27 protein-coding genes, 1 tRNA gene and 1 pseudogene are annotated in these 25,519 nt (G+C 38.0%); 12 read left to right on the top strand and 17 right to left on the bottom strand.

The genetic code is table 11. The features are described from left to right. Window positions 1-47 precede the first annotated feature (47 nt). Complete coding sequence (locus Q0948_RS11875) at window positions 48-494, bottom strand: hypothetical protein (RefSeq protein WP_298352892.1); 447 nt, start codon at window positions 492-494, stop codon at window positions 48-50. 139 nt (window positions 495-633) lie between these two features. Between Q0948_RS11875 and Q0948_RS11870 the strand changes: the two genes are divergently transcribed. Together Q0948_RS11870 and Q0948_RS11865 are read left to right on the top strand one after the other, a co-directional pair. After that, a tRNA-Pro gene (locus Q0948_RS11870) sits at window positions 634-708 on the top strand. 154 nt (window positions 709-862) lie between these two features. After that, the gene (locus tag Q0948_RS11865; RefSeq protein WP_298352889.1) at window positions 863-1,756 is read left to right on the top strand and encodes a metallophosphoesterase family protein; all 894 of its coding nucleotides are present in this window, start codon (window positions 863-865) and stop codon (window positions 1,754-1,756) included. 29 nt (window positions 1,757-1,785) lie between these two features. On the opposite strand, the gene Q0948_RS11860 is transcribed toward Q0948_RS11865, so the two are convergent. From Q0948_RS11860 to trmB, 7 genes are all read right to left on the bottom strand, one after another. Then, entirely contained in the window at window positions 1,786-2,118 is a 333-nt protein-coding gene (locus Q0948_RS11860) for a 2Fe-2S iron-sulfur cluster-binding protein (RefSeq protein WP_298352886.1), read from the bottom strand. A gap of 27 nt (window positions 2,119-2,145) precedes the next feature. Then, on the bottom strand, window positions 2,146-3,198 hold the full coding sequence (locus Q0948_RS11855; protein WP_298352883.1) for an NAD(P)/FAD-dependent oxidoreductase: 1,053 nt from the start codon (window positions 3,196-3,198) through the stop codon (window positions 2,146-2,148). 33 nt (window positions 3,199-3,231) lie between these two features. Next, on the bottom strand, window positions 3,232-3,474 hold the full coding sequence (locus Q0948_RS11850) for a NifU family protein (protein WP_298352880.1): 243 nt from the start codon (window positions 3,472-3,474) through the stop codon (window positions 3,232-3,234). Window positions 3,475-3,476: 2 nt separating this feature from the next. Beyond that, the gene (locus tag Q0948_RS11845) at window positions 3,477-4,613 is read right to left on the bottom strand and encodes an Mrp/NBP35 family ATP-binding protein (RefSeq protein ID WP_298352879.1); all 1,137 of its coding nucleotides are present in this window, start codon (window positions 4,611-4,613) and stop codon (window positions 3,477-3,479) included. Window positions 4,614-4,794: 181 nt separating this feature from the next. Beyond that, window positions 4,795-5,133, bottom strand: a complete 339-nt coding sequence (locus Q0948_RS11840; RefSeq protein WP_298352876.1) for an MGMT family protein — start codon at window positions 5,131-5,133, stop codon at window positions 4,795-4,797. Next, entirely contained in the window at window positions 5,130-5,708 is a 579-nt protein-coding gene (locus Q0948_RS11835; RefSeq protein ID WP_363317843.1) for a LysE family transporter, read from the bottom strand. Before Q0948_RS11835 ends, Q0948_RS11840 begins: the two co-directional genes overlap by 4 nt. A 60-nt stretch (window positions 5,709-5,768) precedes the next feature. Then, window positions 5,769-6,443 carry a tRNA (guanosine(46)-N7)-methyltransferase TrmB gene (gene trmB, locus Q0948_RS11830; RefSeq protein WP_298352870.1) on the bottom strand — a complete coding sequence of 225 codons (675 nt, stop codon included), beginning with the start codon at window positions 6,441-6,443 and terminating at the stop codon, window positions 5,769-5,771. A 68-nt stretch (window positions 6,444-6,511) separates the two neighbouring features. On the opposite strand from trmB, the pseudogene Q0948_RS11825 reads away from it, so the two are divergent. Then, a pseudogene (locus tag Q0948_RS11825) lies at window positions 6,512-7,438 on the top strand (glycosyltransferase family protein); the annotation flags it as partial. 105 nt (window positions 7,439-7,543) lie between these two features. On the opposite strand, the gene Q0948_RS11820 reads toward Q0948_RS11825, so the two are convergent. After that, window positions 7,544-8,599, bottom strand: coding sequence for an ATP-binding protein (locus Q0948_RS11820; RefSeq protein WP_298352868.1), 1,056 nt, complete (start codon window positions 8,597-8,599; stop codon window positions 7,544-7,546). Next, window positions 8,599-9,282 (bottom strand): response regulator transcription factor, encoded by a 684-nt coding sequence (locus Q0948_RS11815; protein WP_298352866.1) that lies wholly within the window; start codon window positions 9,280-9,282, stop codon window positions 8,599-8,601. The genes Q0948_RS11820 and Q0948_RS11815 overlap by 1 nt, the downstream gene beginning before the upstream one ends. Window positions 9,283-9,477: 195 nt before the next feature. Between Q0948_RS11815 and Q0948_RS11810 the strand changes: the two genes are divergently transcribed. The 3 genes from Q0948_RS11810 (at window position 9,478) to Q0948_RS11800 (ending at window position 13,398) form a co-directional block, all read left to right on the top strand. Continuing rightward, window positions 9,478-11,808, top strand: a complete 2,331-nt coding sequence (locus tag Q0948_RS11810) for a DUF5689 domain-containing protein (RefSeq protein WP_298352863.1) — start codon at window positions 9,478-9,480, stop codon at window positions 11,806-11,808. Window positions 11,809-11,891: 83 nt separating this feature from the next. Beyond that, a complete protein-coding gene (locus Q0948_RS11805; RefSeq protein ID WP_298352860.1) occupies window positions 11,892-12,869 on the top strand; it encodes an acyl transferase in 978 nt (325 codons plus the stop codon). A 79-nt stretch (window positions 12,870-12,948) separates the two neighbouring features. Then, complete coding sequence (locus tag Q0948_RS11800; protein WP_298352857.1) at window positions 12,949-13,398, top strand: YHS domain-containing (seleno)protein; 450 nt, start codon at window positions 12,949-12,951, stop codon at window positions 13,396-13,398. A 97-nt stretch (window positions 13,399-13,495) separates the two neighbouring features. On the opposite strand, the gene tyrS is transcribed toward Q0948_RS11800, so the two are convergent. Continuing rightward, window positions 13,496-14,791 (bottom strand): tyrosine--tRNA ligase, encoded by a 1,296-nt coding sequence (gene tyrS / locus Q0948_RS11795; protein WP_298352854.1) that lies wholly within the window; start codon window positions 14,789-14,791, stop codon window positions 13,496-13,498. A gap of 123 nt (window positions 14,792-14,914) precedes the next feature. Here tyrS and Q0948_RS11790 point away from each other — a divergent pair, with 123 nt between their 5' ends. Further along, window positions 14,915-15,904, top strand: a complete 990-nt coding sequence (locus Q0948_RS11790) for an NAD-dependent epimerase/dehydratase family protein (protein ID WP_298352852.1) — start codon at window positions 14,915-14,917, stop codon at window positions 15,902-15,904. Here Q0948_RS11790 and Q0948_RS11785 read toward each other — a convergent pair. The 3 genes from Q0948_RS11785 to Q0948_RS11775 are packed head-to-tail and all read right to left on the bottom strand — an operon-like array spanning window position 15,901 to window position 18,463. Further along, window positions 15,901-16,398, bottom strand: a complete 498-nt coding sequence (locus tag Q0948_RS11785; RefSeq protein WP_298352849.1) for a DUF4296 domain-containing protein — start codon at window positions 16,396-16,398, stop codon at window positions 15,901-15,903. The genes Q0948_RS11790 and Q0948_RS11785 overlap by 4 nt on opposite strands. Then, on the bottom strand, window positions 16,398-17,738 hold the full coding sequence (locus tag Q0948_RS11780; protein WP_298352846.1) for a dihydroorotase: 1,341 nt from the start codon (window positions 17,736-17,738) through the stop codon (window positions 16,398-16,400). Before Q0948_RS11780 ends, Q0948_RS11785 begins: the two co-directional genes overlap by 1 nt. Before the next feature lie 2 nt (window positions 17,739-17,740). Then, window positions 17,741-18,463, bottom strand: coding sequence for a polyprenol monophosphomannose synthase (locus Q0948_RS11775; RefSeq protein ID WP_298352843.1), 723 nt, complete (start codon window positions 18,461-18,463; stop codon window positions 17,741-17,743). A gap of 109 nt (window positions 18,464-18,572) precedes the next feature. On the opposite strand from Q0948_RS11775, the gene Q0948_RS11770 reads away from it, so the two are divergent. After that, a complete protein-coding gene (locus tag Q0948_RS11770; RefSeq protein ID WP_298352841.1) occupies window positions 18,573-19,229 on the top strand; it encodes a DUF4271 domain-containing protein in 657 nt (218 codons plus the stop codon). Between the two features lie 29 nt (window positions 19,230-19,258). After that, the gene (locus Q0948_RS11765; RefSeq protein WP_298352839.1) at window positions 19,259-20,005 is read left to right on the top strand and encodes a uroporphyrinogen-III synthase; all 747 of its coding nucleotides are present in this window, start codon (window positions 19,259-19,261) and stop codon (window positions 20,003-20,005) included. 80 nt (window positions 20,006-20,085) lie between these two features. Here the strand turns inward: Q0948_RS11765 and Q0948_RS11760 are convergent, their stop codons facing one another. Further along, window positions 20,086-20,859: a DUF3050 domain-containing protein gene (locus Q0948_RS11760; protein WP_298352836.1), complete on the bottom strand. Its 774-nt coding sequence runs from the start codon at window positions 20,857-20,859 to the stop codon at window positions 20,086-20,088. 228 nt (window positions 20,860-21,087) lie between these two features. On the opposite strand from Q0948_RS11760, the gene aspS reads away from it, so the two are divergent. From aspS to Q0948_RS11745, 3 genes are all read left to right on the top strand, one after another. Next, window positions 21,088-22,836: an aspartate--tRNA ligase gene (gene aspS, locus Q0948_RS11755; protein ID WP_298352832.1), complete on the top strand. Its 1,749-nt coding sequence runs from the start codon at window positions 21,088-21,090 to the stop codon at window positions 22,834-22,836. 144 nt (window positions 22,837-22,980) lie between these two features. Beyond that, complete coding sequence (locus tag Q0948_RS11750; protein ID WP_035326970.1) at window positions 22,981-23,247, top strand: hypothetical protein; 267 nt, start codon at window positions 22,981-22,983, stop codon at window positions 23,245-23,247. 92 nt (window positions 23,248-23,339) lie between these two features. Next, a complete protein-coding gene (locus tag Q0948_RS11745) occupies window positions 23,340-23,534 on the top strand; it encodes a cold-shock protein (protein WP_035326968.1) in 195 nt (64 codons plus the stop codon). Window positions 23,535-23,618: 84 nt separating this feature from the next. Here the strand turns inward: Q0948_RS11745 and Q0948_RS11740 are convergent, their stop codons facing one another. Together Q0948_RS11740 and Q0948_RS11735 are read right to left on the bottom strand one after the other, a co-directional pair. Next, on the bottom strand, window positions 23,619-24,524 hold the full coding sequence (locus Q0948_RS11740) for a geranylgeranylglycerol-phosphate geranylgeranyltransferase (RefSeq protein ID WP_298352824.1): 906 nt from the start codon (window positions 24,522-24,524) through the stop codon (window positions 23,619-23,621). A 37-nt stretch (window positions 24,525-24,561) separates the two neighbouring features. Further along, the gene (locus tag Q0948_RS11735; protein ID WP_298352821.1) at window positions 24,562-25,500 is read right to left on the bottom strand and encodes a mevalonate kinase; all 939 of its coding nucleotides are present in this window, start codon (window positions 25,498-25,500) and stop codon (window positions 24,562-24,564) included. Between the last annotated feature and the right edge of the window lie 19 nt (window positions 25,501-25,519).

Raw genomic sequence — 25,519 nt, 5'->3', positions numbered from 1 at the left:
ACTAAACTCTAATAGATAACCACAAACTTTATCACATATAATTACAGTTATTCTAATCTTTTATAACTCTCACCTTCTGTAGGGTTGCCCTCATCATCCATCTGTCGTTGCTGGTAGCTATTTGCACCTAGCAATAATTCAAACCTAAATACCTGAGTTGTATCTACGATTTTCATCATAGGTCCAGAAGCATACTCCAACCGCTCTTCTAATATGCCATCTTTTACCTCGTAAGTCCCATACCCAAACCATTCATTTGCATCACTAGGGTCATTACGGGTCCACATCACACGACCTTTACTATACATCTTGACCTGCCTGTACCCGTTTTGGTTAGGTAGTGTCTCAGAGATCATACCATTCTCATACATCTGCTGGTTCTCAAGTTCCCAAACTCCTTCCAGAGTTAAGTCACCTTTATCATTTATCAATCCATCACTCGTTAAGAGTGTAGCACCCATCACATACAAACAAACTAATACAAACGTCTTCATAATTACGGGGTTTAAGTTATACAATTGATTTACATCACTTTAAGATACGGTTTTTTTCTAAGCTTTTACTTTCAAGTAATTTTGAAGTAGAAGTCATTTAAAAAGATAAATAGCTTTATTATATTTATCTCAACATAAACGGGTAGTAGCTTAGTCCGGTTAAAGTGCTGGTCTGGGGGACCAGAGATCGGAGGTTCGAATCCTCTCTACCCGACAATTTATTCTAGTGTTTTAAAGAATATTTTAATCTCCAGACACTTGTCCAAAGACAACAAAAATGTGGTGTAGGCTCAAGTGGTTTTTTACGCTTTCGCGAAAGCGGTATCATTCACCCCCACTATCTCAGTCTTTTTTATGATATTTAAACTGTGAAAACAAAACAACGTCTAGACAGAGCTTACAAGCAAGCGAGAAGAATTTCATTCTCTAATGAAGATAAGCTTGTATTCTTTTCTGACTGTCATCGTGGTGACAAAAGCTTTGCAGATGATTTTGCCCGTAATGAAAACATTTATTACCACGCGCTCAAACATTACTACAATGAGGGATTTACCTATTGTGAGCTAGGTGATGGAGATGAGCTATGGGAAAACACCTCTTTTGAAAGTATTTTAAGGGCTCATAAAAATGTATATCGCCTTCTACAAAAGTTCCATTTTGAAAATAGGCTTCATTTAATATGGGGAAATCACGATATGGTATACAGGGATAAAAATTACGTAAAAAAGCATCTAAGCACGTATTTTGACCCCAAAGATGGCCGAGAAGAAGTACTCTTTAAAGATCTCGAGTATCACGAGGCCATTGTATTAAAACATCAAGACACCCATCAAGAATTGTTTTTATGTCACGGTCATCAAGCAGACTGGATGAACTATCACGGCTGGCGCTTTAATAGATTTCTAGTACGTGTACTCTGGAAACCCCTACAAATCTTTGGTATCTCTGACCCTACTAGTCCAGCAAAAAATTATAAGGAACTTATAAAAGTAGAGCGTCGTATTAAAAAATGGATTACAGATAATAGCAATCTTCTTACAATAGTAGGACATACACACAGGCCGCGTTTTCCTGAGCCTGGAGACATTGCTTTCTTTAATGATGGGAGTTGTGTCCACCCAAGGAGTATAACCGGCTTAGAAGTCGACAGTGGAGCTATCTCGCTTATAAAATGGCATATTGCCACCTCAGAGAGTGGCACACTACAAGTAGTGAGGGAGTTACTAGAAGGCCCCACTGCACTAACAGCCTATCAAGTATAGGTTGTAAAGAAAATGTAATTATTCTAGATTTATGACTCTGGCGCAAGTCGCACTTTTAACCCTTCCATCTCTTCTGAGATATGAAGCTGGCAGCCCAATCTACTATTATCTTCTACATAAAAAGCCTCGGCAAGCATTGCATCTTCATCATCACTCATTTCTGGGAGCTCGTGATCACTCTCTACATAACACTGGCAAGAAGCACACATAGCCATACCACCGCAAACACCTATAGTACCTTCTGGAGCTAGCTCGTAAGAGCGCACAACCTCCATAAGGTTCATATTCATATCTGTAGGAGCATCTATAGCGTGAGATACTCCGTCACGGTCTATTATAGTTATCTTAATATCTGCTGGCATAGCTTTTATTTACCTCTTACTGTGAGCTTACTCAATTGCTTTTACAACCGCTTTTGGCGCTTCTTTTTTAGTTCCATCAAAACCTGTTACGCCACCTACAGTGGTGTACTTCATTACGTAACGCTTGTCTGGAAATATGCGCTGGAATGCACTCTGGCACATAAGCGTAGCTTCGTGAAAACCGCAAAGTATAAGTTTAAGCTTACCTGGGTATGTGTTTACATCACCTATGGCATAAATACCTGGTATGTTAGTTTGGTAATCGAGCGTATTATCTACCTTGATTGCATTTTTTTCTATCTCAAGGCCCCAGTCTGCAATAGGTCCCAGTTTAGGCGCCAGCCCAAATAATGGTATAAAGTGATCACAATCCTTAGTAAAAACTTCTGCTCCTTGTTTTATAGAGACACCACTTACTGCACCCTCACCTATCACCTCAACAACCTCTGCCGGTGTGATAAGTTTTATTTTACCTTGGTTTTTGAGGTCTTGTACTTTTTCTACGCTATCTAGCGCACCTCTAAACTCGTTGCGACGGTGTACAAGTGTCACTTCACTCGCCACATCTGCAAGGAAGATACTCCAGTCAAGAGCACTATCACCTCCGCCAGCAATAACCACATTCTTATCACGGTATAACTCTGGATCACGTATGATGTACTCTACTCCTTTGTCCTCGTAGCTAGCTATATTTGAAATTGGTGGTTTACGAGGCTCAAAACTCCCTAGACCTCCTGCAATTGCAACTACAGGTGCGTGGTGTTTTGTTCCTTTATTAGTCGTTACTATAAAGCTACCGTCTTCTTGTTTATCTATAGTTTGTGCACGCTCTCCAAGTGTAAATCCAGGTTGAAAAGGCTCGATTTGCTTCATCAAGTTGTCTACAAGATCACCAGCAAGTACTTCTGGAAATGCAGGGATGTCATAGATAGGTTTTTTAGGATATATCTCTGCACACTGACCTCCCGGTTGCGGTAAAGCATCTATGAGGTGGCATTTTAGCTTTAATAATCCTGCTTCAAAAACGGTAAAAAGACCTGTAGGTCCTGCTCCTATTATAAGAATATCTGTTTTAATCATTTGCTTATCTATTTACGCTTTCGCGAAAGCGTACTACGCAACAACGTTTATCACTTGCTCAATTTGCGGAGCGTGTTTTTTTATGGTCATCTCAACACCGCTCTTTAAGGTCATTTGATTTACAGAGCAACCTACGCAAGCGCCTTGCAACTGTACTCGCACTATCTTATCATCATCTATGCCTAGAAGTGTTATATCGCCTCCATCACTCTGTAAAAAAGGACGAATCTCCTCAAGGGCATCCTCTACTTTTTGTGTTAACTCTGCTGCGCTCATAATTAATTCTTTACGGCAGAACATCCTGCCATTGTGGTAATCTTAATTGCTTCGGTAGCTGGTAGGTCTGTGTTACGACGCACAGTCTCCTCAACAACATTTTTTGTCAAGTTATCAAAAGCTTCCATAGTAGGCGTGTTAGCCTGTAATGCTGCTGGACGTCCTACATCTCCTGCCTCACGTATACTTTGTACTAATGGAATCTCACCTAGTAAACGTACACCTAAATCTTCGGCGAGGTTTTTTGCTCCTTCTTTACCAAAGATGTAATATTTATTATCTGGCAACTCATCTGGTGTGAAGTAAGCCATATTTTCTACAATTCCTAAAACAGGAACATTTATACTCTCTTGCTTAAACATTGCCACACCCTTCTTTGCATCTGCAAGTGCCACATTTTGTGGTGTACTTACTACTACAGCTCCTGTAATAGGTAGTGATTGCATAATGCTTAAGTGTATATCACCCGTACCAGGAGGTAAGTCTAAAAGTAAGAAATCTAGCTCTCCCCAGGCTGCGTCAAAAATCATCTGGTTAAGCGCCTTTGCTGCCATAGGTCCTCTCCATATAACTGCTTGATCTGGTTTTGTAAAAAATCCTATCGAGAGTACTTTTACCCCGTAGCTTTCTATAGGTTTCATTTTAGACTTTCCGTCTACGTTTACAGAGAGTGGCCTCTCATTTGCCACGTCAAACATAATAGGCACAGATGGCCCATAAATATCTGCATCAAGAATACCTACTTTAAAGCCCATTTTTGCAAGCGTCACTGCAATGTTAGACGTTACAGTAGATTTACCCACACCTCCTTTACCAGAGGCTACAGCTACGATGTTTTTTATACCAGGTATCGCTTTTCCTTTAATCTCTACTTTATCTTCCTTTGCGGGAGCAGTAACTTTTACATTTACCTTTACTTGTGCTTTATCAAAAACCTTATCGTGTATGGTTTTCATAATATCAACCTCTGCTTTTTTACGAGCTTGTAGTGTAGGGTTGTTTATAGTGATATCTACAATTACCTCATCTCCAAATGTAAGAACGTTTGTAACTGCGCCACTATCTACCATATTTTCTCCAGCACCTGGAGCAGTAATAGTTTTTAAAGCCTCGAGAATATCTTTCTTTTGTAATTTCATCTTTTATTAAGCAATTCAAAACCAGCCTTTAATTAGACTAATTCTAAATGCAAAGATACAACTGCATAGGGGTAATTTCCAATACTTGGATTTTCAAAATATTTGATAATTTAAAATAGAAACTGGCACACTAATCTACTCAAATTGTCTATTGTAAAAACTAGTACTAACAATCTGTAATTTATAGCTCAATTATAGGATCCCAAAAGTGCTTTTTAAAATGAACCACCTTATCATCCTTAATCTCTATATCTTCATTTTCAAGTAATTGCTGCATTAAGTTAGTTTGCGGAAAATGATGTTTACCAGTAAGGAGTCCTACTCTATTTACAACTCTATGTGCTGGCACTTCTGGATGATTACTAGCACCATTCATTGCCCAACCTACCATACGACTACTACGTGCAGCACCTAGATACTTTGCAATAGCACCATAACTCGTTACTCTACCGTAAGGTATTAACGCTGCTACGGCATATACCTTTTGAAAAAAGTTTTCTGTCTCTGGAGCGTAATTCATTCGAAGTAGATGGTGCGTACGAGTGTAATTAACATAAGTATGACCATAAGTCCAGCCATAAAATAGTTTGAAAAGCGAGCAAAGGAGCTCTCTCTATTTTGGATACGAGCAAAGAAAAGAACGTAAAGATATAACGCACTAAAAGTGCCTACAGCGGCAGCAACTACAAACAGTACAATTGCCACTACATCATACTCTACCTTACCGCTTACATTAAGCGCAGCACCCAGCGCACAGAAGTAAGGGATAGGCAATACATTAAGTGCAGAGATAGCCATCCCTTTACCTAGACTTTTTAAACCTCTATTTTTTGATATTTTCACCTTAGGGACTTTGCTTTGCTTTGCTTTTACAAAGAAAAAGATGGCCATTATTAAGAAAATCACAAGACCTGTGCGCAATAGCATACTCTGCACATATGGATTTCCAAAAATATAGCGCGCAAGTAATACGGCTATAAGTGCCTGAAAAACCACAACAAAAGAAGCTCCAAGAGCAACTAGCAGCCCATTATTGCGACCACGCTCAACACACGTTTTTGCAACAGACATATTTATTAGCCCAGGCGGTATCACTCCGGCTAGCGCTGCAAAATAGGTTATTAAAAAAAGTTTGGTTGTCTCCAAGGGTGCCCGTTACTTGACTCTAAATTTAATATAAGTAATTGGTTTTCCTTGTTCTAGATATTGTTTTTCATAAAAAGTTTGAATCCCCACAACCTCTTCTGGCGAGTATTCGTTTTTATACACATTATGATTTGCTTCTAAAATCTCGTGACCCTCACCGTGTAGTAATCCCAGTGTGTAACCGTGCATAAACTCTGAGTCTGTCTTGAGATTCACACAACCATCCTCCTTCAAAACATTCTTATATTTTTGGAGAAACTCTGTATTAGTCATACGGTGCTTAGTGCGCTTGTACTTGATTTGAGGGTCTGGAAAGGTGATCCATATCTCATCTATTTCCGCTTTCGCGAAAGCGTACTCAATAAGCTCTATTTGCGTGCGCATAAAACCTACATTGTCAAGATTGTCTTCTAGAGCGGTTTTTGCTCCACGCCAAAATCGTGCACCCTTGATGTCTATACCTATAAAATTCTTGTCTGGATACTTCTCTGCAAGTCCTACAGAATACTCACCTTTACCACAGCCCAGCTCTACTACAATAGGGTTATCATTTTTGAAAAAATCTGAATTCCACTTACCCTTAAGAGGAAAAGTTCCATCTACCAGTTCTTCTCTAGACGGCTGTACTACGTTTGAGAATGTCTCATTCTCACGGAATCTCTTAAGCTTATTTTTACTTCCCACAGGTATATTTAATGTTTTGGTAAAATTAAGGAAACTTTTACTACGTCTAAGAGATAGATATTTGCAATGTGAAAAGAAATAAGCACATACTAGTTGCTCCTCTTAACTGGGGATTGGGTCACGCGACGCGTTGTATCCCTATTATTAATGCGCTTTTATCTCAAAATCATAAGGTTACCATAGCCAGTGATGGTGATGCGCTTAAATTACTTAAAAAGGAGTTTCCAAAACTTTCTTTTGTCTCGCTGCCATCTTATAAGATTGAGTACGCAGAAAAGGGTAAAAACTTTAAACGCAAGCTTATATCTAATTTACCATCAATACGTAAAAGTATACGTAGCGAACACAAAGAGCTAGAAAAACTCATCCCGGCATTAAATATAGATGGAGTTATCTCTGATAACCGCCTAGGTTTGTATACAAATCAAGTGCCTTGTGTGATCATAAGTCACCAGTTACAGGTGCTAAGTGGTAGCACTACAAAAATCTCTACAGCTATACATAAGAAGTATCTAGAGCGCTTTAATGAGTGCTGGGTTCCAGATCTTAAAGGTGATTTTAATTTAAGTGGAGTTTTAGGCCACCCAGACAAAAGCTTATCAATACCTACGCGATACATAGGGCCCTTAAGCAGGATGAAGGCAAGGCCAGAAGAGTTAAAGTACACAGCAACAGCTGTGCTTTCTGGACCAGAGCCACAGCGCTCTATGCTAGAAGAGATTATTACAAAAAACTTCAAAAAGCTCAATGGGCAGTTTTTAATTGTACGAGGTAAACCTGAAGATGAAAAAACCATCACCCATACTAAGCCTAACATTAAAGTAATTAATTTCCTTACTACTAAGGAGCTTGAAAAGGTGATTAATCAAAGTGGGTATATCATAGCAAGATCTGGCTATACGACGATAATGGATCTAGCTGTGATGAAGAAAAAGGCATTCTTTATCCCTACACCAGGACAGTCTGAGCAGGAGTATCTTGCGGCTTTGTTAAAAGAAAATAAAATTGCACCTTTTGCAGTTCAAGATGAGTTTAAAACTAAGGATTTATCTAAAATGTCTGTTTACCCAGGTTTTGAAAAGGGTATAGAGGCTAGTGATTTACTCGATAATTTCGGCCTTTTCGAGCGTAAACGAGAATTCAGACCCCACGCCAAACTCGCTTTCAACATAAACTTTCTCTTCGTGCGCCTCAATGATATGTTTAACAATAGAGAGCCCCAGACCTGATCCTCCTACCTTACGGTTGCGAGACTTATCTACTCTATAAAATCGCTCAAATAAGCGTGGTAGATGATCTGGCTCAATTCCTTCCCCGTTATCTGTCACTCGTATAAGTAATTTGTTTTGAATCAAATCTTGTATACTCACTTCTGTGGTACCGTTTTCCTTACCGTATTTTATAGAGTTTCCTATTAAGTTTGTGAGTAATTGCTGTATACGTTCCCTATCTGCATTAACCATTACCTTCTTTGCATAAGAATCGTCAAAGGCAAGTGTTATATTACGTTTTGCAGCTTCCATTTCTAGCATCTCAAAAGTTGCGTAAATTAACTTTACAAGATTGAAATATTCATAATTAATATTAAGATCTCCCACTTCTAACTTAGTAATCATATCAAGATCATTTACTAAGTAAATCAAGCGATCTACACCTTTTTCTGCACGAGATAGGTATTTTTTTCTAACAGATTTATCTTTTATAGCGCCGTCTAGTAACGTAAGTATATATCCTTGTACGGTAAACAAAGGTGTTTTTAGCTCGTGAGCCACATTGCCTAAAAAGTTACGACGATACTCTTCTTGTACTCTTAAAGATTCTATTTCTATTTTTTTACTCTTAGCATAACGCTCTACTTCTTCAGAAAGTGAGGCCATATCTGTAGTAATATTATCTGCAGTGAGGCTTACATCTTCTAAGAGCTTTACATTATCATAAATCTCCCTTACTTTTTTAAATATAAACAGTTGCGTTCTAAAATGAATAAGTAAAAATGACAATACATAGCAAACTAGAATCCCCACAAAGACCAGCCACCACACAGGCTCGCTGTCTTGTATAAATTCAAGAGCTAAAATAAGTAGTGCAAAAAGCACCGTAATATAAGCCGCCGTTATAAGTGCAAACGAGTACGGCTGTTTTACATCTGAGGCCATTAGATCACAAATTTATAACCTACACCTTTTACAGTTTTAAATGATTCGTCACCTATTTTCTCCCTAAGCTTACGTATATGTACATCTATCGTACGTCCACCTACTACAACTTCAAGTCCCCATACCTTATCAAGTATATCTTCTCTGGTAAATACTTTTCCAGGTTTTGAAGTAAGTAGTGATAGTAGTTCAAATTCTTTTCTGGGTAATGAGAGTTCTTCCTTACCCTTAAAAACTTTATACTCTTCTCGGTTTATAATGAGTTTACCCACCTTAGTTATTTGAGAAGGAGCTTCCTCATTTTTAAATCTACGTAGTAACGCTTTTACTTTACTAAGTAGTACTTTAGGCTTAATAGGTTTTGTTATATAATCATCTGCACCTGCGTCAAAACCTGCTACTTGAGAGTAATCTTCTCCTCTTGCAGTAAAGAAGGTAATGATGGTTTGTTCAAGATCTTTGTTAGAACGTATTACTTCACAAGCCTCTATACCATCCATTTCTGGCATCATCACATCTAGTATTATGAGATGCGGCTGGTGTTTTTTTGCAAGCTTTACAGCCTCTAGACCATTAGTCCCAGTAATTACCTGATATCCTTCATTTGACAAATTATACCCAACGATTTCTAAGATGTCTGGCTCATCGTCTACTAGTAAAATTTTAAGGTCCTTTTTTTTCATTGTAATTACGGTTAAGTCGTTTTGTAAATATACGTTTTTTGATGTTTTTTGTTGCCACTGCAACTAGCTTGCAAATTAAATTGTAATTCTTTGAACCATATTAAGCTTGCGTTAAATCTTACGCTTTCGCGAAAGCAAAATTAACGACTACCTCCTATTTTAATTAAATTTATAGCCTAATCAAATCACTACAGTATGAAACAAATTACTCTTTTAATTACCTTATTTCTAGCATCGTGCACTGTTTTCGCACAAGACCTAGTGATTACAGGTATCTTTGATGGAAACCTTACAGGAGGTACTCCAAAAGCAATAGAAATTTATGCACTTAATGATATTGCAGACTTAAGCACATACGGTTTTAGCAACTCAAGTAACGGAAATGGCATTTCTGAAGTGGAGTTTGCTTTTTCTGGGTCTGCTACCGCTGGAGATTACTTTTACATCTCTACAAATGAAGATGATTTTATGACCTTTTTTGGGTTTACTCCAGACTTCACCTCAAATAGTGCAAATAACAATGGAGATGATTCTATAGCTCTTTATGATAACGTGGCAGATGACGGTTCTGGAACACTACAAGGAACACAAATAGATGTTTATGGAGATCTAGATACAGATGGTACAGGTGAAGCTTGGGAATATCAAGACGGCTGGGCTTATCGTGTAAGCGGTACTGGACCTGACGGCACTACATTTATGGTAGGTAGCTTTACGTATAGTGGGACTAATGCAAATGATGATGACACCACTCAAGCAGACGCTACAAATCCTTGGCCAATAGGTACGTACTCTACTACTCCACCAGCTTGCTCATTAGTACTTGGTACCGCTACAGCAACTTGTGATACTGAGACTACAGGTACAGACGGCACAACCGTTATGATACCTTATACTGGAGGTGGAGACGCTACTTATACTGTAGCTATTACAAGCGGTGGAGGCGTTGTAGGAGGAGATGACCCTACAACTACAGCAAACGGAACAATCACACTTACAGACGTTTCTGAAAACACAACAATAACACTTGAAGTAACAAGTACAGACTGTATGCTCTCTATAGATGTTACAACACCAGCTTGTGAGCCAGCTACAGAAGTTGCAGATATTGCAGCACTTAGAGCAGGAACAATAGGTGAAGAATACACCCTTACCGGAGAAGCTGTACTTACATTCCAACAAGATTTTAGAAATCAAAAATTTATTGAAGATGCCACAGGTGCTATTCTTATAGATGACAGTGCAGGAACTATAGCTACTATGTATAATCTTGGAGATGGTATTACAGGTATTACAGGAGTTCTAGGTGACTTTAACGGAATGACACAGTTTATACCAAACGCAGACGCTGGCGCAGCAACTTCTACAGGAAACACTATTACACCACAAGAGGTAACTGTAACAGAACTAGCTGCAAACCCTAATGATTATGAGTCTGAGTATGTAAGAATAACAGGTCTTACTATAGACAACTCTGCAAATGCATCTTGGGTAAATGGTCAAGAGTACCCAATGACTAATACAGACGGATCTTATGTGTTTAGAACTACATTTTTTGATGTAGACTATATAGGTGAAGTAGTGCCTACAGAAGAAGCAAATGTATCTGGTATTATTAATGAACGTAATAACGGAGAGTACTTCATCACAGCTCTTGATGCTGCAGATATTGAAGCAGATGCTGTAGAGGCAACAGAAGTTGCAACACTAGCAGATCTAAGAGCAGGTACAGAAGGAACACTCTACACACTTACTGGAGAAGCACTACTTACTTTCCAACAAGATTTTAGAAATCAAAAATTTATTGAAGATGATACAGCTGCCATCTTAATAGATGACAGCGCAGGAACTTTAACTACGGTATATAACGTAGGTGATGGTATAGTAGGTCTTACAGGTACGTTAAGCTCTTTTCAAGGAATGCTACAATTTGTTCCTAGTGAGGATCCTGGAGATGCATTTTCTACCGGAAACACAATTACTGCACAAATGGTAACAGTGACAGAACTCGCTGCAAATCCTAATGATTATGAGGCAGAGTACGTAACTCTTACAGAAGCTACAATAGACACTGCAACAAATACAGACTGGGTAACTGGTGCAGAGTACGGACTTACTACTCCAGAAGGTGCATACACTTTTAGAACAACATTCTTTGATGCAGATTATATAGGTAACGCAGTACCTACGGAGGCTCAAAACATATCTGGTATCATCACAGAACGCAATGATGGAGATTACTTTATCACTGCTCGTGATGTAACAGATTTTGAAGAGTTTTTAAGCATAGGAGAAACTACCGCTGCAACTATCGCTATGTTTCCTAACCCTGCAAGTGATCAAATCACGATAAGTACTGGGATTAATACAGCAATGAACGTGTCTATTTTTGAGATTACAGGTAAGAAAGTAATTGAGACAACTACTGCAAACCCTATAGACGTAAGTGCGCTTGCCTCTGGAGTATATGTAGTACAAGTAGCAGATGCTACAAGCTCAACTACAGCAAAGCTTGTAATTAAATAAAGAATACATTTATACAACCTTTATAAAGCGCTCTCCTTATGGAGGGCGTTTTTTCTTTTATATCTTTGCTCAAATTCTAATAAATGCCTCAGCAAACCTTTTTAAATATCACAAATAATGAGCAATTTGAGAAGGAGGCGCTCGCGACATTCAGGTATCAGTTTGAGCATAATAGCGTGTATAGATCTTTTTGTGATTTACTCTACAAACACCCTAGTGAGGTAACGTCAAGTAGAGACATTCCGTTTTTACCTATACAGTTTTTTAAGTCTCGCACTATCATTTCTGGTAATGCAGAGCCGGCTATCACCTTTAGCAGTAGCGGCACTACTGGCAGCATCACCAGCAAACATCACGTGACAGATCTAAGCCTGTATGAAGATAGTTTTAGAACCGCTTTCGCGAAAGCGTACGGAACCCCATCAGACTTCGTAATACTAGCCCTGCTACCGTCCTATTTAGAACGATCTGGATCATCGCTTATTTATATGGTAGATGATTTAATTAAAAGTAGCAATCATCCAGACAGTGGCTTTTACCTTAACAATCTTGACGAGCTGGCAAAAAAATTAGTAACACTTGACACCTCAGAAAAGAAAGTCCTTCTTATAGGTGTCTCATTTGCACTTTTAGACCTTGTAGAAAAGCATACTTTTAACCTCAACAACACCATTATTATGGAAACGGGCGGTATGAAAGGAAGACGTAAAGAGATAATTCGCCCAGAACTTCATAAAATACTGAGCACAGGTTTTGGTGTAGAAAAAATACATAGCGAGTATGGTATGACAGAGCTACTAAGTCAAGGATATTCTTCTGGCGATGGGGTTTTTACCACTCCGCCGTGGATGAAAGTCTACACACGCGATACAGAAGATGCACTTACACTACTCACAGACTCAAAAAGCGGCGGACTTAACATAATAGATCTCGCAAATAAAAATTCGTGTTCATTTATAGCAACTCAAGATCTAGGTAAAGTTTACGAGGATGGCAGTTTTAGCGTGATAGGCAGGTTTGATAATTCAGACATACGCGGGTGCAATCTTATGGCGCTTTAAGAACAACACTTTGAAGTTGTAATTATCTCAAAACTCTTGCGACTTAAATTGCGTAGGTATAGACACATAAATACTTCTTATGAGAACAATTACATTTTTTATTATAGCATTAATGAGCCTCACAGCCAGCGCTCAAGAGACAGATTACAATCTTAAAAAAGGCTATGCTGCCGAAGGTTATGACGTTACCGAGTATTTTAACAATAAAGCTACAGAGGGCGATAAAAAGTTTACAACTACCTATGATGGGGCTAAGTTTAAGTTTGCTAGTCAAGCTAACCTAGATCGCTTTAAAGCCGCTCCAGAAGACTTTATCCCCCAGTATGGTGGCTATTGTGCCTATGCGATAGCAGATAAAGGTAAAAAAGTAAGTGTAGATCCAGAAACCTTTGAGATAAGAGATGGCAAGTTATACCTGTTTTACAACTCTTGGGGAGTTAACACCCTTGATAAGTGGAATGAAGAGGGTGCAGAAAGCCTAAAGAAAAAAGCAGATATAGAGTGGCAATCTGTAAGGACTAAGAATTAAATACGACTTAATGATAGATTGGTTAGTTAGTTAGAAAACCCCAGATGCTCTTTTAAGAACACTGGGGTTTTCATTTATATAACAATTCTATTAGGCACTATACAGCACGTATTAAGAAGTAGTTTTTCTTACCTCTTTGTAGTAGTATAAATGTATCATTTATAAGATCTGAAGATTGTATAGTACGATCTTCTCCTACCTTCTCCTTATTAAGAGATATAGAGTTTTCTTTAAGTGCACGTCTAGCTTCTCCATTAGATTTTAAAAACCCTGTTTTTTCGGCTAGAGCGGCAATCATATCAAGACCGGCTTCAATCTCTGTTTTTGCAATCTCTGCTTGAGGCACTCCTTCAAAAACATCTAGAAACGTAGCTTCGTCTAGAGATTTTAAATCCTCACTCGTACTTTTTCCAAAAAGCATATTTGAAGCTGCAATTGCTTTTTTAAGAGCCTCTTCATCGTGCACCGTAGTTGTTACCTCTTCTGCAAGTTTCTTTTGTAAAGCTCGCTGGTGTGGTGCTTCTTTGTGAGTCTCAATAAGAGCCTCTATCTCTTCACGATCTAAGAAGGTAAATATCTTAATGTACTTAGCCGCATCTTCATCACTCGTATTAAGCCAGTACTGGTAAAATTTATAAGGTGATGTTCTATTTGCATCTAGCCACACATTACCACCCTCAGACTTACCAAATTTGCTTCCGTCAGACTTAGTAATAAGTGGGCACGTAAGCGCGTAGCCCTTTCCTCCAGCTATACGACGTATAAGCTCTGTACCTGTAGTGATATTACCCCACTGGTCACTACCACCCATCTGTAACGTACAGTCATTATTTTTATATAGATGCAAGAAGTCATATCCCTGTACCATCTGGTAAGTAAACTCTGTAAATGACATACCGTCTGCACTCTCACCTGTAAGGCGATTTTTTACAGAATCTTTTGCCATCATATAGTTTACTGTAATATGCTTCCCTACATCACGTATAAAGTCTAGAAAAGAAAACTCCTTCATCCAGTCATAGTTATTTACCATAAGAGCTTGGTTCTCTGCCCCAGATGTAAAGTCTAAAAACTGTGATAACTGTTTGCGCACACATTCTTGATTGTGTCTTAGAGTCTCCTCATCGAGAAGATTACGCTCAGAAGATTTTCCAGATGGGTCTCCTATCATACCCGTAGCACCACCTACAAGCGCAACAGGTCTATGCCCAGCTCTCTGAAAATGTGCTAGTAGCATAATAGGAACAAGGTTACCTATGTGCAAAGAATCTGCAGTAGGGTCAAAACCTACATAAGCAGAGCGCATAGCCTCCATTAAGTGTTCTTCTGTTTGTGGCATTGCATCGTGTACCATACCACGCCACTTTAATTCTTCTACAAAATTCTTGATCATCTTATCGTTTTAACTGCAAAAGCAAATATAAAAATAAGCCACCACCTGTGATCATCCTTTTTCTGGAAAAAGACAATATAACAGAGCTACTCACATTACCCTCGTGTCGTGTATCTTTACATTATGATTTTAATCACCGGAAGCACAGGTCTGGTAGGTAGACACCTACTCCTCTCACTTATAGAAAGTGGCAAACGCGTGCGTGCATTATATCGTAGCGAGCATAAAAAGGAAGAGGTGCTTGCGTATTACGCTTTCGCGAAAGCGGAATCACACACACACCTTATAGAATGGACCCTGGGAGATATTACAGACATACCTGCCCTAAGTGCTGCCTTTATAGGTGTAACTCACGTTTATCACTGTGCAGCTTTGATCTCTTTTGATCCTTATCGATTTAACGAACTCACAAAAGTAAATGTAGAAGGAACAGCAAATGTTGTAAACCTAAGTTTAAGTACTGTTGTAAAAAAACTCGTTCATTTAAGCTCTATTGCTACACTAGCCGGCACACCAAACAATCCCATTACAGAAGAAAACTACTGGGACCCAGATGCTCAAAATTCTGTGTATGCACTCACAAAAAATGGTGCCGAAATGGAAGTCTGGCGCGGCAGTGAAGAAGGACTTGTGGCCGTTATTTTCAATCCCGGGGTTATTATAGGAGAAGGAGATTATACTACTGGTAGCGGGAAACTCTTTTCTTATGTACTTAAAAAAAAGTCGTACTTCCCTACTGGGTCTACCGGTGTGATAGATGTTAAAGATCTTGTACCTCTTATGATAAGCGCAATGAATAGCTCCATACAACAAGAGCGTTATATTGCAGTAGGGCACACAGTTTCGTACAAGTTACTTTTTTCTAAAATCGCAACTGCCCTAAAACTAAAGCCACCTAGCAAACCATTATCTACTGTCATTCTCAAAGTTCTAAATGCACTAGATATGGTAAAAGGTGTTTTTGTAAAAAGAAGACAAATTACAAGCATAGGGTATAAATCTCTACAGACAGAAAGCAATTATAGTAACGACAAGCTATGCAGCACGTTTCACTATACTCCTACAGCACTAACAGTAACTCTAGATCGTGTAGCAAAGCATCTTAATCATTAATTATCCCTACGATATTTTCTCGCAAAAGAATCTGTCACCGTGCGAGTAGGTATATTAGGGTTGTTTCCTATTGTGCCCTTTTCTTGCTTTTCTTTCTGGATTTCCTTTGCTCTAGCTGTTCTTAGGGAATCTTTAAGCTTACGCTCTGTAGTCTCTATGGAGTCATCTACAGCAAGTTGAGCTTTTATTCTGTTAAGAACCTTTGTATTCATTGCTTTGTAGGCATCAATATCTGTAGTGTAATATGCTATGTTTTGAGCATAGGTAGCACTATCTATATTAAATTTATCATATACATAGGTATCTGGCTTGAGACCTATAAGCTTAAGCTTTGCAATATTATATCCTTGAGCTGCATTAATTAAGATAGATTCATAAAGTATCTCTTCCATCACGGGTTGCTCTATAAAGCTTTCTGGCTTTTGAACTTCTGGAATTTCTTGGCAACTAGTGACAACTAAAATAATGGATATGATTATATAAAATTTCCTCATTACCTATCAAACGTAAGACGCTCTCCAAAAAGTTCATCATACACCTTAAAGTTTTTATAAGCGAGACGACCATTTACAAAAGTATGTGTGATACGTGATTTAAAAGTAGTACCCTCAAAAGGAGACCAGCCACATTTATATAGAATGTTATCTTTATTGACCGTCCACGGAGCATTAAGATCTACTAGCACAAGATCTGCCTTATAACCCTTCCTAATATAACCTCGCTTTTCTACTTGAAAAAGTATCGCTGGGTTATGACACATCTTTTCTACTATTTTTTCTAAAGATATTTTACCTTGATGATAAAACTCTAGCATAGCAGGTAAGGCGTGTTGTACTAGAGGACCTCCACTAGGTGCCTTTGTGTAAACGTTATCTTTTTCTTCAATGGTATGAGGTGCGTGATCTGTAGCTATGACATCTATCTTATCATCTAGCAATGCTTGAAAAAGCATATCACGATCTTGAGCCGTTTTTACAGCTGGATTCCATTTTATTCTAGACCCTTTCTCATCATAATCTGCATCAGAAAACCAAAGGTGATGTATACAAACCTCTGCTGTAATCTTCTTTTCGGCTAGTGGGATGCTATTATCAAACAACTCTGTTTCCTTACCCGTAGATAAGTGAAAAACGTGAAGTCTAGCTCCAGTTTTCTTTGCAAGAGCTATCGCTCTAGAAGATGATATGTAACAAGCTTCTTCACTTCTAATAATAGGGTGAAGATTCATAGGGATATCGTCACCATAACGCTCTTTATATATTGCTAGATTCTCTCTAATAGTCTCTTCGTCTTCACAGTGGGTTGAGATAACCATATCTGTAGACTTAAATATCTTTTCGAGTACCGCCTCATCATCAACCAGCATATTACCAGTAGAGCTTCCCAAAAACAACTTAAGACCTGCAACACTTTTCTTGTCAACCTTTAAGATCTCATCAAGGTTATCATTTGTACCACCAAACATAAAAGAATAGTTTGCAGCAGATGTCTTGCTTGCAATCTCAAACTTTTCTTCCAGTTTCTCAACAGTAGTAGTTTGTGGGTTTGTATTAGGCATTTCTATAAAAGAAGTAATCCCTCCAGCAACAGCAGCTCGAGACTCTGTAGCTATATTTGCTTTGTGGGTTAAGCCAGGCTCTCTAAAGTGCACTTGATCATCTATAGCGCCAGGTAATAAGTATTGCCCTTCGGCATCAAAAATATGGACATCTCCAGATTTTGCACTTATACTCTCTGCAATTTCTTCTATTACTCCATTGTGAATAAGAACATCTCCTCTTAAGATAGATCCCTCATTAACAATATGTGCATCTTTAATTAATATTTTTTCCATATTTATTTTTTAAACAAATGCTGCAAGCGCATCTTAATAACACCAAAAATAGCTTCTGAAATGATACCAGAACTCATTTTACTTTCTCCTTTTGTTCTGTCTGTAAATATGACAGGTATTTCAACTATATCAAACTTCTTCAAGTAAGCCTTGTACTTCATCTCTATTTGAAAAGCATAGCCTACAAATTTAATAGTGTCTAAATTTATAGCCCTTAGCACCTTATTATTATAGCATATAAACCCTGCTGTAGTATCATAAATGTCCATACGCGTTATGAATCGTACGTATCTAGATGCACCCCAGCTAAGAAGTACTCGACCCATAGGCCAGTTTACTACATTAACACCAGTTACATACCTTGAACCTATAGCAACATCTGCACCATCTTTTGCGCAAACGTTATATAGACGTATAAGATCATTAGGGTTGTGAGAAAAATCCGCATCCATCTCAAAAATATATTCATACTCTTGATGTAATGCCCATTTAAACCCAGCAATATATGCAGTACCTAGCCCCTTCTTTTCTTCTCTATTAAGAAGAAATAACTTTTCTCTATAAAAACCTTGAAGCTCCTGTACCTTTTGTGCAGTACCGTCTGGTGAGTTATCATCTACTACAAGAATATGAAAAGCCCTTTGCAGTGCAAATATATTGCGCAAAAGTCTTTCTATATTGTCAATCTCGTTGTAGGTGGGTATAATAACTACAGCGTTTGCCATATAATCTTGTTTAAAGCAAATGTACTTATTTTAGAGAGTTCATTACGCCTGTAAGCACCCTTTTGAAAGAATTTGTAGTATTTTTAACGGTCTATAAAGACTGTATATTTTGGAAACCATACTTCGCGAAATTACCTACCAAAACTGGATAACCATCTTACTGGTTACCTGTCTGGTTTTTCTTGCTGTTTCCAAATTTTTATATGCCCAACGTTTTGAAGACTTTATAACCATTACGGGAGCAGATCGTTTTATTGTATCCAGATCACGAGGAGTGTATATATTTCATCCACTACAATTAGTTCTTGCCACCATACAATGCATAGGCATATCCTTATTGCTCTATGTCGCCTTTTGCGTTTCTACCGAGAGATTAATACGTGATAATTATGATGTTTTTCTCATCATAATTGCTGGCTACTCGACCTTCGAAATTGCGAAATTCTTAACAGAACGCCTCTCAACTTACGCTTTTGACATCCATAAAAAAATGCAACCCTTCATTTACAAGCGTCTTAATGTTAAAAATATGTTAGGGTTATTTGCACTTGTAAGTAGTGCTTTTATCATCTACCAGCTAGAACCACCTCATATACTTATCTATAGCGCCCTAATCTTGATAATTACAATTTATACCGTATCACAATTTTTACTCCTCAGGCAATACAGGAAGGAAATTTTTAAAAATCCTTTTTATTTTATTTTGTACTTTTGCACTCTCGAAATTGGGCCCTACTTCATTTTGTATGAATTAATTACAAAATAATAAGGGGCTTATTAAAAAAATGAGTCAATATGAAAGTGAAAACTATACTTGTTTCGCAGCCTAAGCCTAAGGTTGATAACTCACCATATTTTGAGCTCGAAGAAAGGCAGCGCGTAAAAATAGATTTCATACCCTTCATACACGTTGAGGGCGTTTCTGGAAAAGAAGTAAGATTACAAAAAGTAGATCTTAAAGATTATACGGCTATAATATTAACTAGTCGTAACGCTGTAGACCACTTTTTTAGAATCGCAGAAGAAATGCGTTTTAAAGTGCCAGATACTTTAAAATATTTTTGCCAGAGTGAGGCTGTGGCATACTACCTGCAAAAGTATGTAGTATACCGTAAACGCAAGATTTATGTAGGTAAACGTACCTTCCCAGAACTTATACCACTCATAAAAAAGCATAAGAACGAAACTTTTTTACTTCCTTCTTCAGATAAGTTTAAGCCTAATGTGCCAGAATTACTTGACGAGTTAGGGGTAAAATGGATGCAATCTACTTTTTACAAAACGGTAGTAAGCGACTTATCACAATATGAAAATGTTTTTTATGACATCTTAGTATTCTTTAGTCCAAGTGGGATTGACTCTTTATTTAAGAACTTTCCTAATTTTGAGCAAAAGAATACGCGTATAGCCGTTTTTGGAAACACAACAGTAAAAGCAGCCAAAGAAGCAGGGCTTGAGATTAATATTATGGCACCTACTCCAGAGACTCCATCTATGACGATGGCTCTAGAGAAATATATAAAATCTGTAAACAAGAAGTAAACACTTCTACTTACTATATAAAAAAAAGCCTGCATCTAGCAGGCTTTTTTTATACGTCTCATTTATACTTTCCCATCTCACTATGAAACCAGTGATGGCGCCTCAATCTCTTCTAAAATAACATCCCACAAAACAAGTCTCACCTCTAGCGCACGTTTTGAAACCGCAATCACCTCTTGCCACTTAGTTTGATCATCACCACAAAGTTGTCTCACCATCTCAAGAGCCATAGGTCCGTGCTCATCTTCATCTAGCTCTATGTGTCTGTCAAAATAGTATTTAAAATCTGCAAGGTCCTTTTCTGGAAAGTGCGTTTCTATTTCACCTATGATAGCTGTAAACATAGATGGTATTAAATCCTCTCGCCCAAAGGTAAAAGCTGCAGCAATCTCGTGTAGATTACCACCCATTATAACCTCAAAGGTAAATTGTAAAAATTGCTGTACACTTTCTGGCAAGTGACCTGTAATATCTGCCAGTGTCTCCGCCCTATAATCTGCATTAACAACAGCTGTGATTGCTGTTGTATCTGCACCCGCCTTTCTCATTGCATCTAGATACATCTCATAATGGCTCACCCTTTTCCCTTGTGCATTAATATCTGTCTCCTCTGCAAGCACAATCTCGTTTATAAGGTATCTGGTTTCCGGATTGCCCACCGGTTTCCAAGGTAAGGTTGTACAGGTTAACCCACGTTGCAGTGCCTTAAGTAGTGACATAAAATCCCACACCGCATAGACGTGATGCTCCATAAAAACAACAAGATCCTCTGGAGTATGTATGCGTTTATAAAGTGGGTGGTTGAGTAATTGTTCCTGAAGTGATTTTATTTCCTTTTCGACAGTTGTAATCATAGCGTGATTTATTTTACAAAAATAAATACGCAGCAATTATAAATAGGGTTTTTGAGTCTAAAGAAAATGTGAAAATTCTTCAGTAAATCTTCTTTGAGGGTTCTTATTACGCTTTCGCGAAAGCGTACTCATCACCCCACCGCTTTATGAAATAACATTTATAGCTACTTATCCTTAAAATGACCTGTTATATTTCTATTTTTGCACATCTCAAACTGAGTAAGAATTATGTACAGAACGCACAATAACGGAAGCCTACGCGCCGCCGATGTAAATAAAGAAGTAACCCTAGCAGGATGGGTACAAAAATCTAGAGATAAAGGTTTTATAATCTGGGTAGATCTACGAGATCGTTACGGGATGACACAACTTGTTTTTGACCAAGAACGTACAGATGCTGCTCTTATGGAAGAAGCACGTAAACTGGGACGCGAGTTTGTAATACAAGTTACTGGTACCGTAGTTGAGCGTGATTCAAAAAACCCTAATATCGCTACTGGAGACATAGAGTTATTAGTATCAAAACTAGAGATACTTAACGCGTCTCTCACTCCTCCTTTTACGATAGAAGATGAGACAGATGGTGGAGAAGACCTACGTATGAAGTATCGTTACCTAGACATACGCCGCAAGCCGGTACGTGAGAGTCTTATCTTTAGACACCGCGTGGCTCTTGAGGTTCGTAAATATTTATCTGAGCAAGATTTTATTGAAGTTGAGACTCCTTACCTTATAAAATCTACACCAGAGGGAGCGCGTGATTTTGTAGTGCCTTCTCGTATGAATGAAGGACAATTTTATGCACTACCACAATCACCACAGACCTTTAAGCAATTGCTTATGGTGGGGGGTATGGATAAATACTTCCAGATTGTAAAATGTTTTAGAGATGAAGATTTACGTGCAGACAGACAGCCAGAGTTCACACAGATAGACTGTGAGATGGCCTTTGTAGAGCAAGAAGATATTTTAAACATCTTTGAAGGGCTTACTCGTCACTTACTTAAGGAAGTAAATGGGGTAGAGATTGAGAAGTTCCCACGTATGCTATATGATGATGCAATGCGTCTGTATGGTAATGATAAGCCAGATATTCGTTTTGGGATGAAATTTGGCGAGCTTAATGAGGTTGCGCAACATAAAGACTTTGGTGTTTTTAATAATGCAGAGCTTGTAGTAGGTATAGCTGTACCAGGAGGTAACTCTTATACTCGCAAAGAGATTGACAAAATTATAGAGTGGGTAAAACGCCCGCAAGTAGGAGCATTAGGGATGGTGTACTCTCGTTGTAATGACGATGGAAGCTTTAAATCTTCTGTAGATAAATTTTATGATCAAGAAGATCTTGCAAAGTGGGCAGAAGTAACAGGAGCTCAAAAAGGTGATCTAGTTTGTATACTCTCTGGTGAGACTAATAAAGTACGTGCACAGATGAGTGCACTACGTATGGAGCTTGCAGAGCGCTTAGGACTACGCAAGCCAGATGAGTTTGCACCGCTGTGGGTCATAGACTTCCCGCTACTTGAGCTAGATGAAGAGACAGGACATTACCACGCAATGCACCACCCATTTACATCTCCAAAACCTGGTCAAATAGAATTACTTGACACAAAACCTGGTGAAGTAAAAGCAAATGCCTATGACCTTGTACTTAACGGTAACGAGATAGGTGGAGGTTCTATACGTATACACGATAAAGAAACACAGGCTATAATGCTACGCCACCTAGGCTTTTCTGAAGAGGAGGCAAAGGCACAGTTTGGCTTCCTAATGGACGCATTTGAGTATGGAGCACCTCCACACGGTGGTCTTGCTTTTGGACTAGACAGACTTGTAGCTATACTAGGTGGTCAAGAGACTATACGTGACTTTATTGCTTTCCCAAAAAACAATAGCGGTCGTGATGTAATGATAGACGCTCCTGCTCCACTTGACAATGAGCAACTGCAAGAATTGAATTTGAAGCTTAACAACTAAGCCTATATAATTTTGGAAACCGAAGAATCACAAAGCAATAGCAAAGTCTTTAAGACTGTTCTTAAAACGATAGCTATCACTATGGTAAGTATATTAATACTAGCTATTATTGCTTTCTTTATAACCATTACATTTTTTGACTAGATGGATAAAGTGAGGCGTATTTTTATCATCGTATTATTCTTTATTCTTGCGGGTATGCTTGCTTATGGGTTTTACTGCAAGGCAAACATAGATGAAGCTCTAGGTCATAAGTTTATAGGACTATCTATCGCTGGAGGTTTCTTTATCTTGATGCCTACTTTTATCTACCATAGATGGAAGGATCGCAAAGTTGCCGACTATATGCTTACAGATGACGCCTTTAAGAGAATGAAAGAATTTAACAACTCCAAGGATAAAAAGCACTGAATTTAAAGAGTTTACATTAATATAATCTTGGCACGAGTATTGGTTAACAAATAAAAGTGTAAGTTTGCACTTTATTAATTACATATTTTATAATGGAAGGAACAGTAAAATTTTTCAATGAGTCAAAAGGTTATGGTTTTATAACTAATGACGAGACTGGTAAAGACATCTTTGTACACGTTACAGGTCTTAACGGGGAAACTATCAACGAAGGAGACAAAGTTGAGTACGTAGAAGAAGAAGGAAGAAAAGGATTGACTGCTGCACAAGTAAGTGTACTGTCATAATTAAGATAGATACTTTTTTACGATTACAAAAAAGCTCGCCTATGGCGGGCTTTTTTATTGCCTTAACTTTTACAATAAGTAGTTCTAAAAAATTCGATTAAGGACAACGCTAGCATCCAGTAGTATGATGCAGAATACACCAGCGACTATAATAAACTTCAAGATATTATGGAGTAGCACATAATGAGGTCTTGCTTTAGACTGCCATAAAATAGCAAGAAAAAGGAGCAACAACACCACACTACCATAAAAATAATAGCTCATATAACCCAGCTTAAAATGGTTTATAAGAAAGAATACAGGTATAACTGTAAGACCAGCTAGCAACGATAGTAGCCACTTTGAAGTAGTAGCGCCATACATTACAGGTATAGTACGATATCTCTGTGCAAAATCTCCCTTAAGATTCTCTAAGTCTTTTACCATCTCTCGCATAGCTATCACTAAAAACAAAAAGGACCCGTGTACAAATATCACTGGAGCTAGATTTCCATAATAGATAAACACAGCAAAGAAGGGTGTGATAGCGAGTGTTGCCGCCACGAGATTTCCTAAAAAAGGAATCTTTTTAAGCTTATGTGAGTAAATCCAAATACCAAAAATATAAAGCGCATAAAAAACAACAGCCTTAAAAGAGACATAACTAGCCGCTATAACTGCAAGAAAATTAAGAGTGAAGTAAATAGACAGCTTTGTGTTTTGACTCACTAAGCGGTCTAGCATTGTTTTTTTAGGCCTGTTTATGAGGTCTTTTTCTGAGTCGTAAAAGCTGTTTATTATATACCCAGAGGCTATAGTAAAAACACCTGCAAGCACTAAAAAGAAAAGGTTAGGGTCAAATAATATCTCGCTAAGCCTCTTATCTGGCGCAAGTATAAATATAGATGTAAGGTACTGAGCAAGTACAATAATAAGAATATTGTAACCTCTTACTACAGAGAATAGACTTACTAACTTAAGGATAAAACGTTTGTTTTTTCGCGAAAGCATAAGCTATCTCGTTTAATAAAAAATGTATGAAAATTAATTAGAAAGTGTAAACCACTTCTAGCTTGTGATCTTTAAGAGCTGCTTGTGCCTTTTCAAGATCTTCTGTAAAGCCTAGCATATAACCTCCACCTCCAGAACCGCAAAGTTTGAGATAGTAATCATTAGACTCAATACCTTGTTTCCATAAGTCGTGAAACTTTGTAGGAATCATTGGCTTGAAGTTACTTAAAACTACTTTAGAAAGCTGCTTTACATTCCCAAAAAGTGATTTTACATCTCCTTTTAAGAAGTCATCTATACAGGCATCTGTGTGCTTTACAAACTGATTTTTAAGCATAGACCTAAAACCGTCTTGCTTCATATTTTCCATAAAGATATTTACCATAGGTGCAGTTTCACCTACAATGCCGCTATCTAAAAGGAATACAGCTCCCGTACCCTTTTCTGCTTGAGAAGGAATACCGGCAGCTTCAATGCTATCTTTACTATTAATAAGTATAGGAAGACTTAAATAACTATTAAGAGGGTCTAATCCAGAAGACTTACCGTGAAAAAATGATTCCATCCCACCAAAAATTGTTTTTAGTGTGAGCAACTTCTCTCTTGTAAGGTTTTCTAAAACGGTAATTTTATCTACGGCATATTTATCATAAATAGCTGCAACTAGCGCACCGCTACTTCCCACACCATATCCTTGTGGAATGCTTGAATCAAAGTACATACCCGCAGCCACATCTTGATTCATTTTATCAATATCAAAAGAAACTAACTCCGGCTGCTCTGTTTGTAAATCATTAAGGTAAGTAACAAACTTTGCAAGCTTCTCATTTGAGTCCTTTGCCTCTTGTGAAGGGTTCTCCTCTATCTTTAACGCTCCGTTATAGAAGTTATAAGGAATAGCAAGTCCTTTGGAATCTTTTATGATTCCATACTCACCAAAAAGTAAAATCTTAGAATAAAATAACGGACCTTTCATATGGGGTGCTCTTAATACC

Source organism: uncultured Dokdonia sp. (genome assembly GCF_947496725.1).
Taxonomy (GTDB): domain Bacteria; phylum Bacteroidota; class Bacteroidia; order Flavobacteriales; family Flavobacteriaceae; genus Dokdonia.
This window is presented reverse-complemented; position numbering and strand designations above follow the sequence as displayed.

Excerpts from the sequence above, each read along its gene's own strand:
- Q0948_RS11805 (WP_298352860.1), top strand. The coding sequence starts at position 11,892 with ATGCCTCAGCAAACCTTTTTAAATATCACAAATAATGAGCAATTTGAG.
- Q0948_RS11860 (WP_298352886.1), bottom strand. The coding sequence starts at position 2,118 with ATGCCAGCAGATATTAAGATAACTATAATAGACCGTGACGGAGTATCT.
- Q0948_RS11850 (WP_298352880.1), bottom strand. The coding sequence starts at position 3,474 with ATGAGCGCAGCAGAGTTAACACAAAAAGTAGAGGATGCCCTTGAGGAG.
- Q0948_RS11800 (WP_298352857.1), top strand. The coding sequence starts at position 12,949 with ATGAGAACAATTACATTTTTTATTATAGCATTAATGAGCCTCACAGCC.
- Q0948_RS11775 (WP_298352843.1), bottom strand. The coding sequence starts at position 18,463 with ATGGCAAACGCTGTAGTTATTATACCCACCTACAACGAGATTGACAAT.
- Q0948_RS11875 (WP_298352892.1), bottom strand. The coding sequence starts at position 494 with ATGAAGACGTTTGTATTAGTTTGTTTGTATGTGATGGGTGCTACACTC.
- Q0948_RS11840 (WP_298352876.1), bottom strand. The coding sequence starts at position 5,133 with ATGAATTACGCTCCAGAGACAGAAAACTTTTTTCAAAAGGTATATGCC.
- Q0948_RS11740 (WP_298352824.1), bottom strand. The coding sequence starts at position 24,524 with ATGCTTTCGCGAAAAAACAAACGTTTTATCCTTAAGTTAGTAAGTCTA.
- Q0948_RS11765 (WP_298352839.1), top strand. The coding sequence starts at position 19,259 with ATGAAAGTGAAAACTATACTTGTTTCGCAGCCTAAGCCTAAGGTTGAT.
- Q0948_RS11810 (WP_298352863.1), top strand. The coding sequence starts at position 9,478 with ATGAAACAAATTACTCTTTTAATTACCTTATTTCTAGCATCGTGCACT.
- Q0948_RS11815 (WP_298352866.1), bottom strand. The coding sequence starts at position 9,282 with ATGAAAAAAAAGGACCTTAAAATTTTACTAGTAGACGATGAGCCAGAC.
- Q0948_RS11845 (WP_298352879.1), bottom strand. The coding sequence starts at position 4,613 with ATGAAATTACAAAAGAAAGATATTCTCGAGGCTTTAAAAACTATTACT.
- Q0948_RS11780 (WP_298352846.1), bottom strand. The coding sequence starts at position 17,738 with ATGGAAAAAATATTAATTAAAGATGCACATATTGTTAATGAGGGATCT.
- aspS (WP_298352832.1), top strand. The coding sequence starts at position 21,088 with ATGTACAGAACGCACAATAACGGAAGCCTACGCGCCGCCGATGTAAAT.
- Q0948_RS11750 (WP_035326970.1), top strand. The coding sequence starts at position 22,981 with ATGGATAAAGTGAGGCGTATTTTTATCATCGTATTATTCTTTATTCTT.
- Q0948_RS11855 (WP_298352883.1), bottom strand. The coding sequence starts at position 3,198 with ATGATTAAAACAGATATTCTTATAATAGGAGCAGGACCTACAGGTCTT.
- Q0948_RS11745 (WP_035326968.1), top strand. The coding sequence starts at position 23,340 with ATGGAAGGAACAGTAAAATTTTTCAATGAGTCAAAAGGTTATGGTTTT.
- Q0948_RS11790 (WP_298352852.1), top strand. The coding sequence starts at position 14,915 with ATGATTTTAATCACCGGAAGCACAGGTCTGGTAGGTAGACACCTACTC.
- Q0948_RS11760 (WP_298352836.1), bottom strand. The coding sequence starts at position 20,859 with ATGATTACAACTGTCGAAAAGGAAATAAAATCACTTCAGGAACAATTA.
- tyrS (WP_298352854.1), bottom strand. The coding sequence starts at position 14,791 with ATGATCAAGAATTTTGTAGAAGAATTAAAGTGGCGTGGTATGGTACAC.
- Q0948_RS11735 (WP_298352821.1), bottom strand. The coding sequence starts at position 25,500 with ATGAAAGGTCCGTTATTTTATTCTAAGATTTTACTTTTTGGTGAGTAT.
- Q0948_RS11785 (WP_298352849.1), bottom strand. The coding sequence starts at position 16,398 with ATGAGGAAATTTTATATAATCATATCCATTATTTTAGTTGTCACTAGT.
- Q0948_RS11820 (WP_298352868.1), bottom strand. The coding sequence starts at position 8,599 with ATGGCCTCAGATGTAAAACAGCCGTACTCGTTTGCACTTATAACGGCG.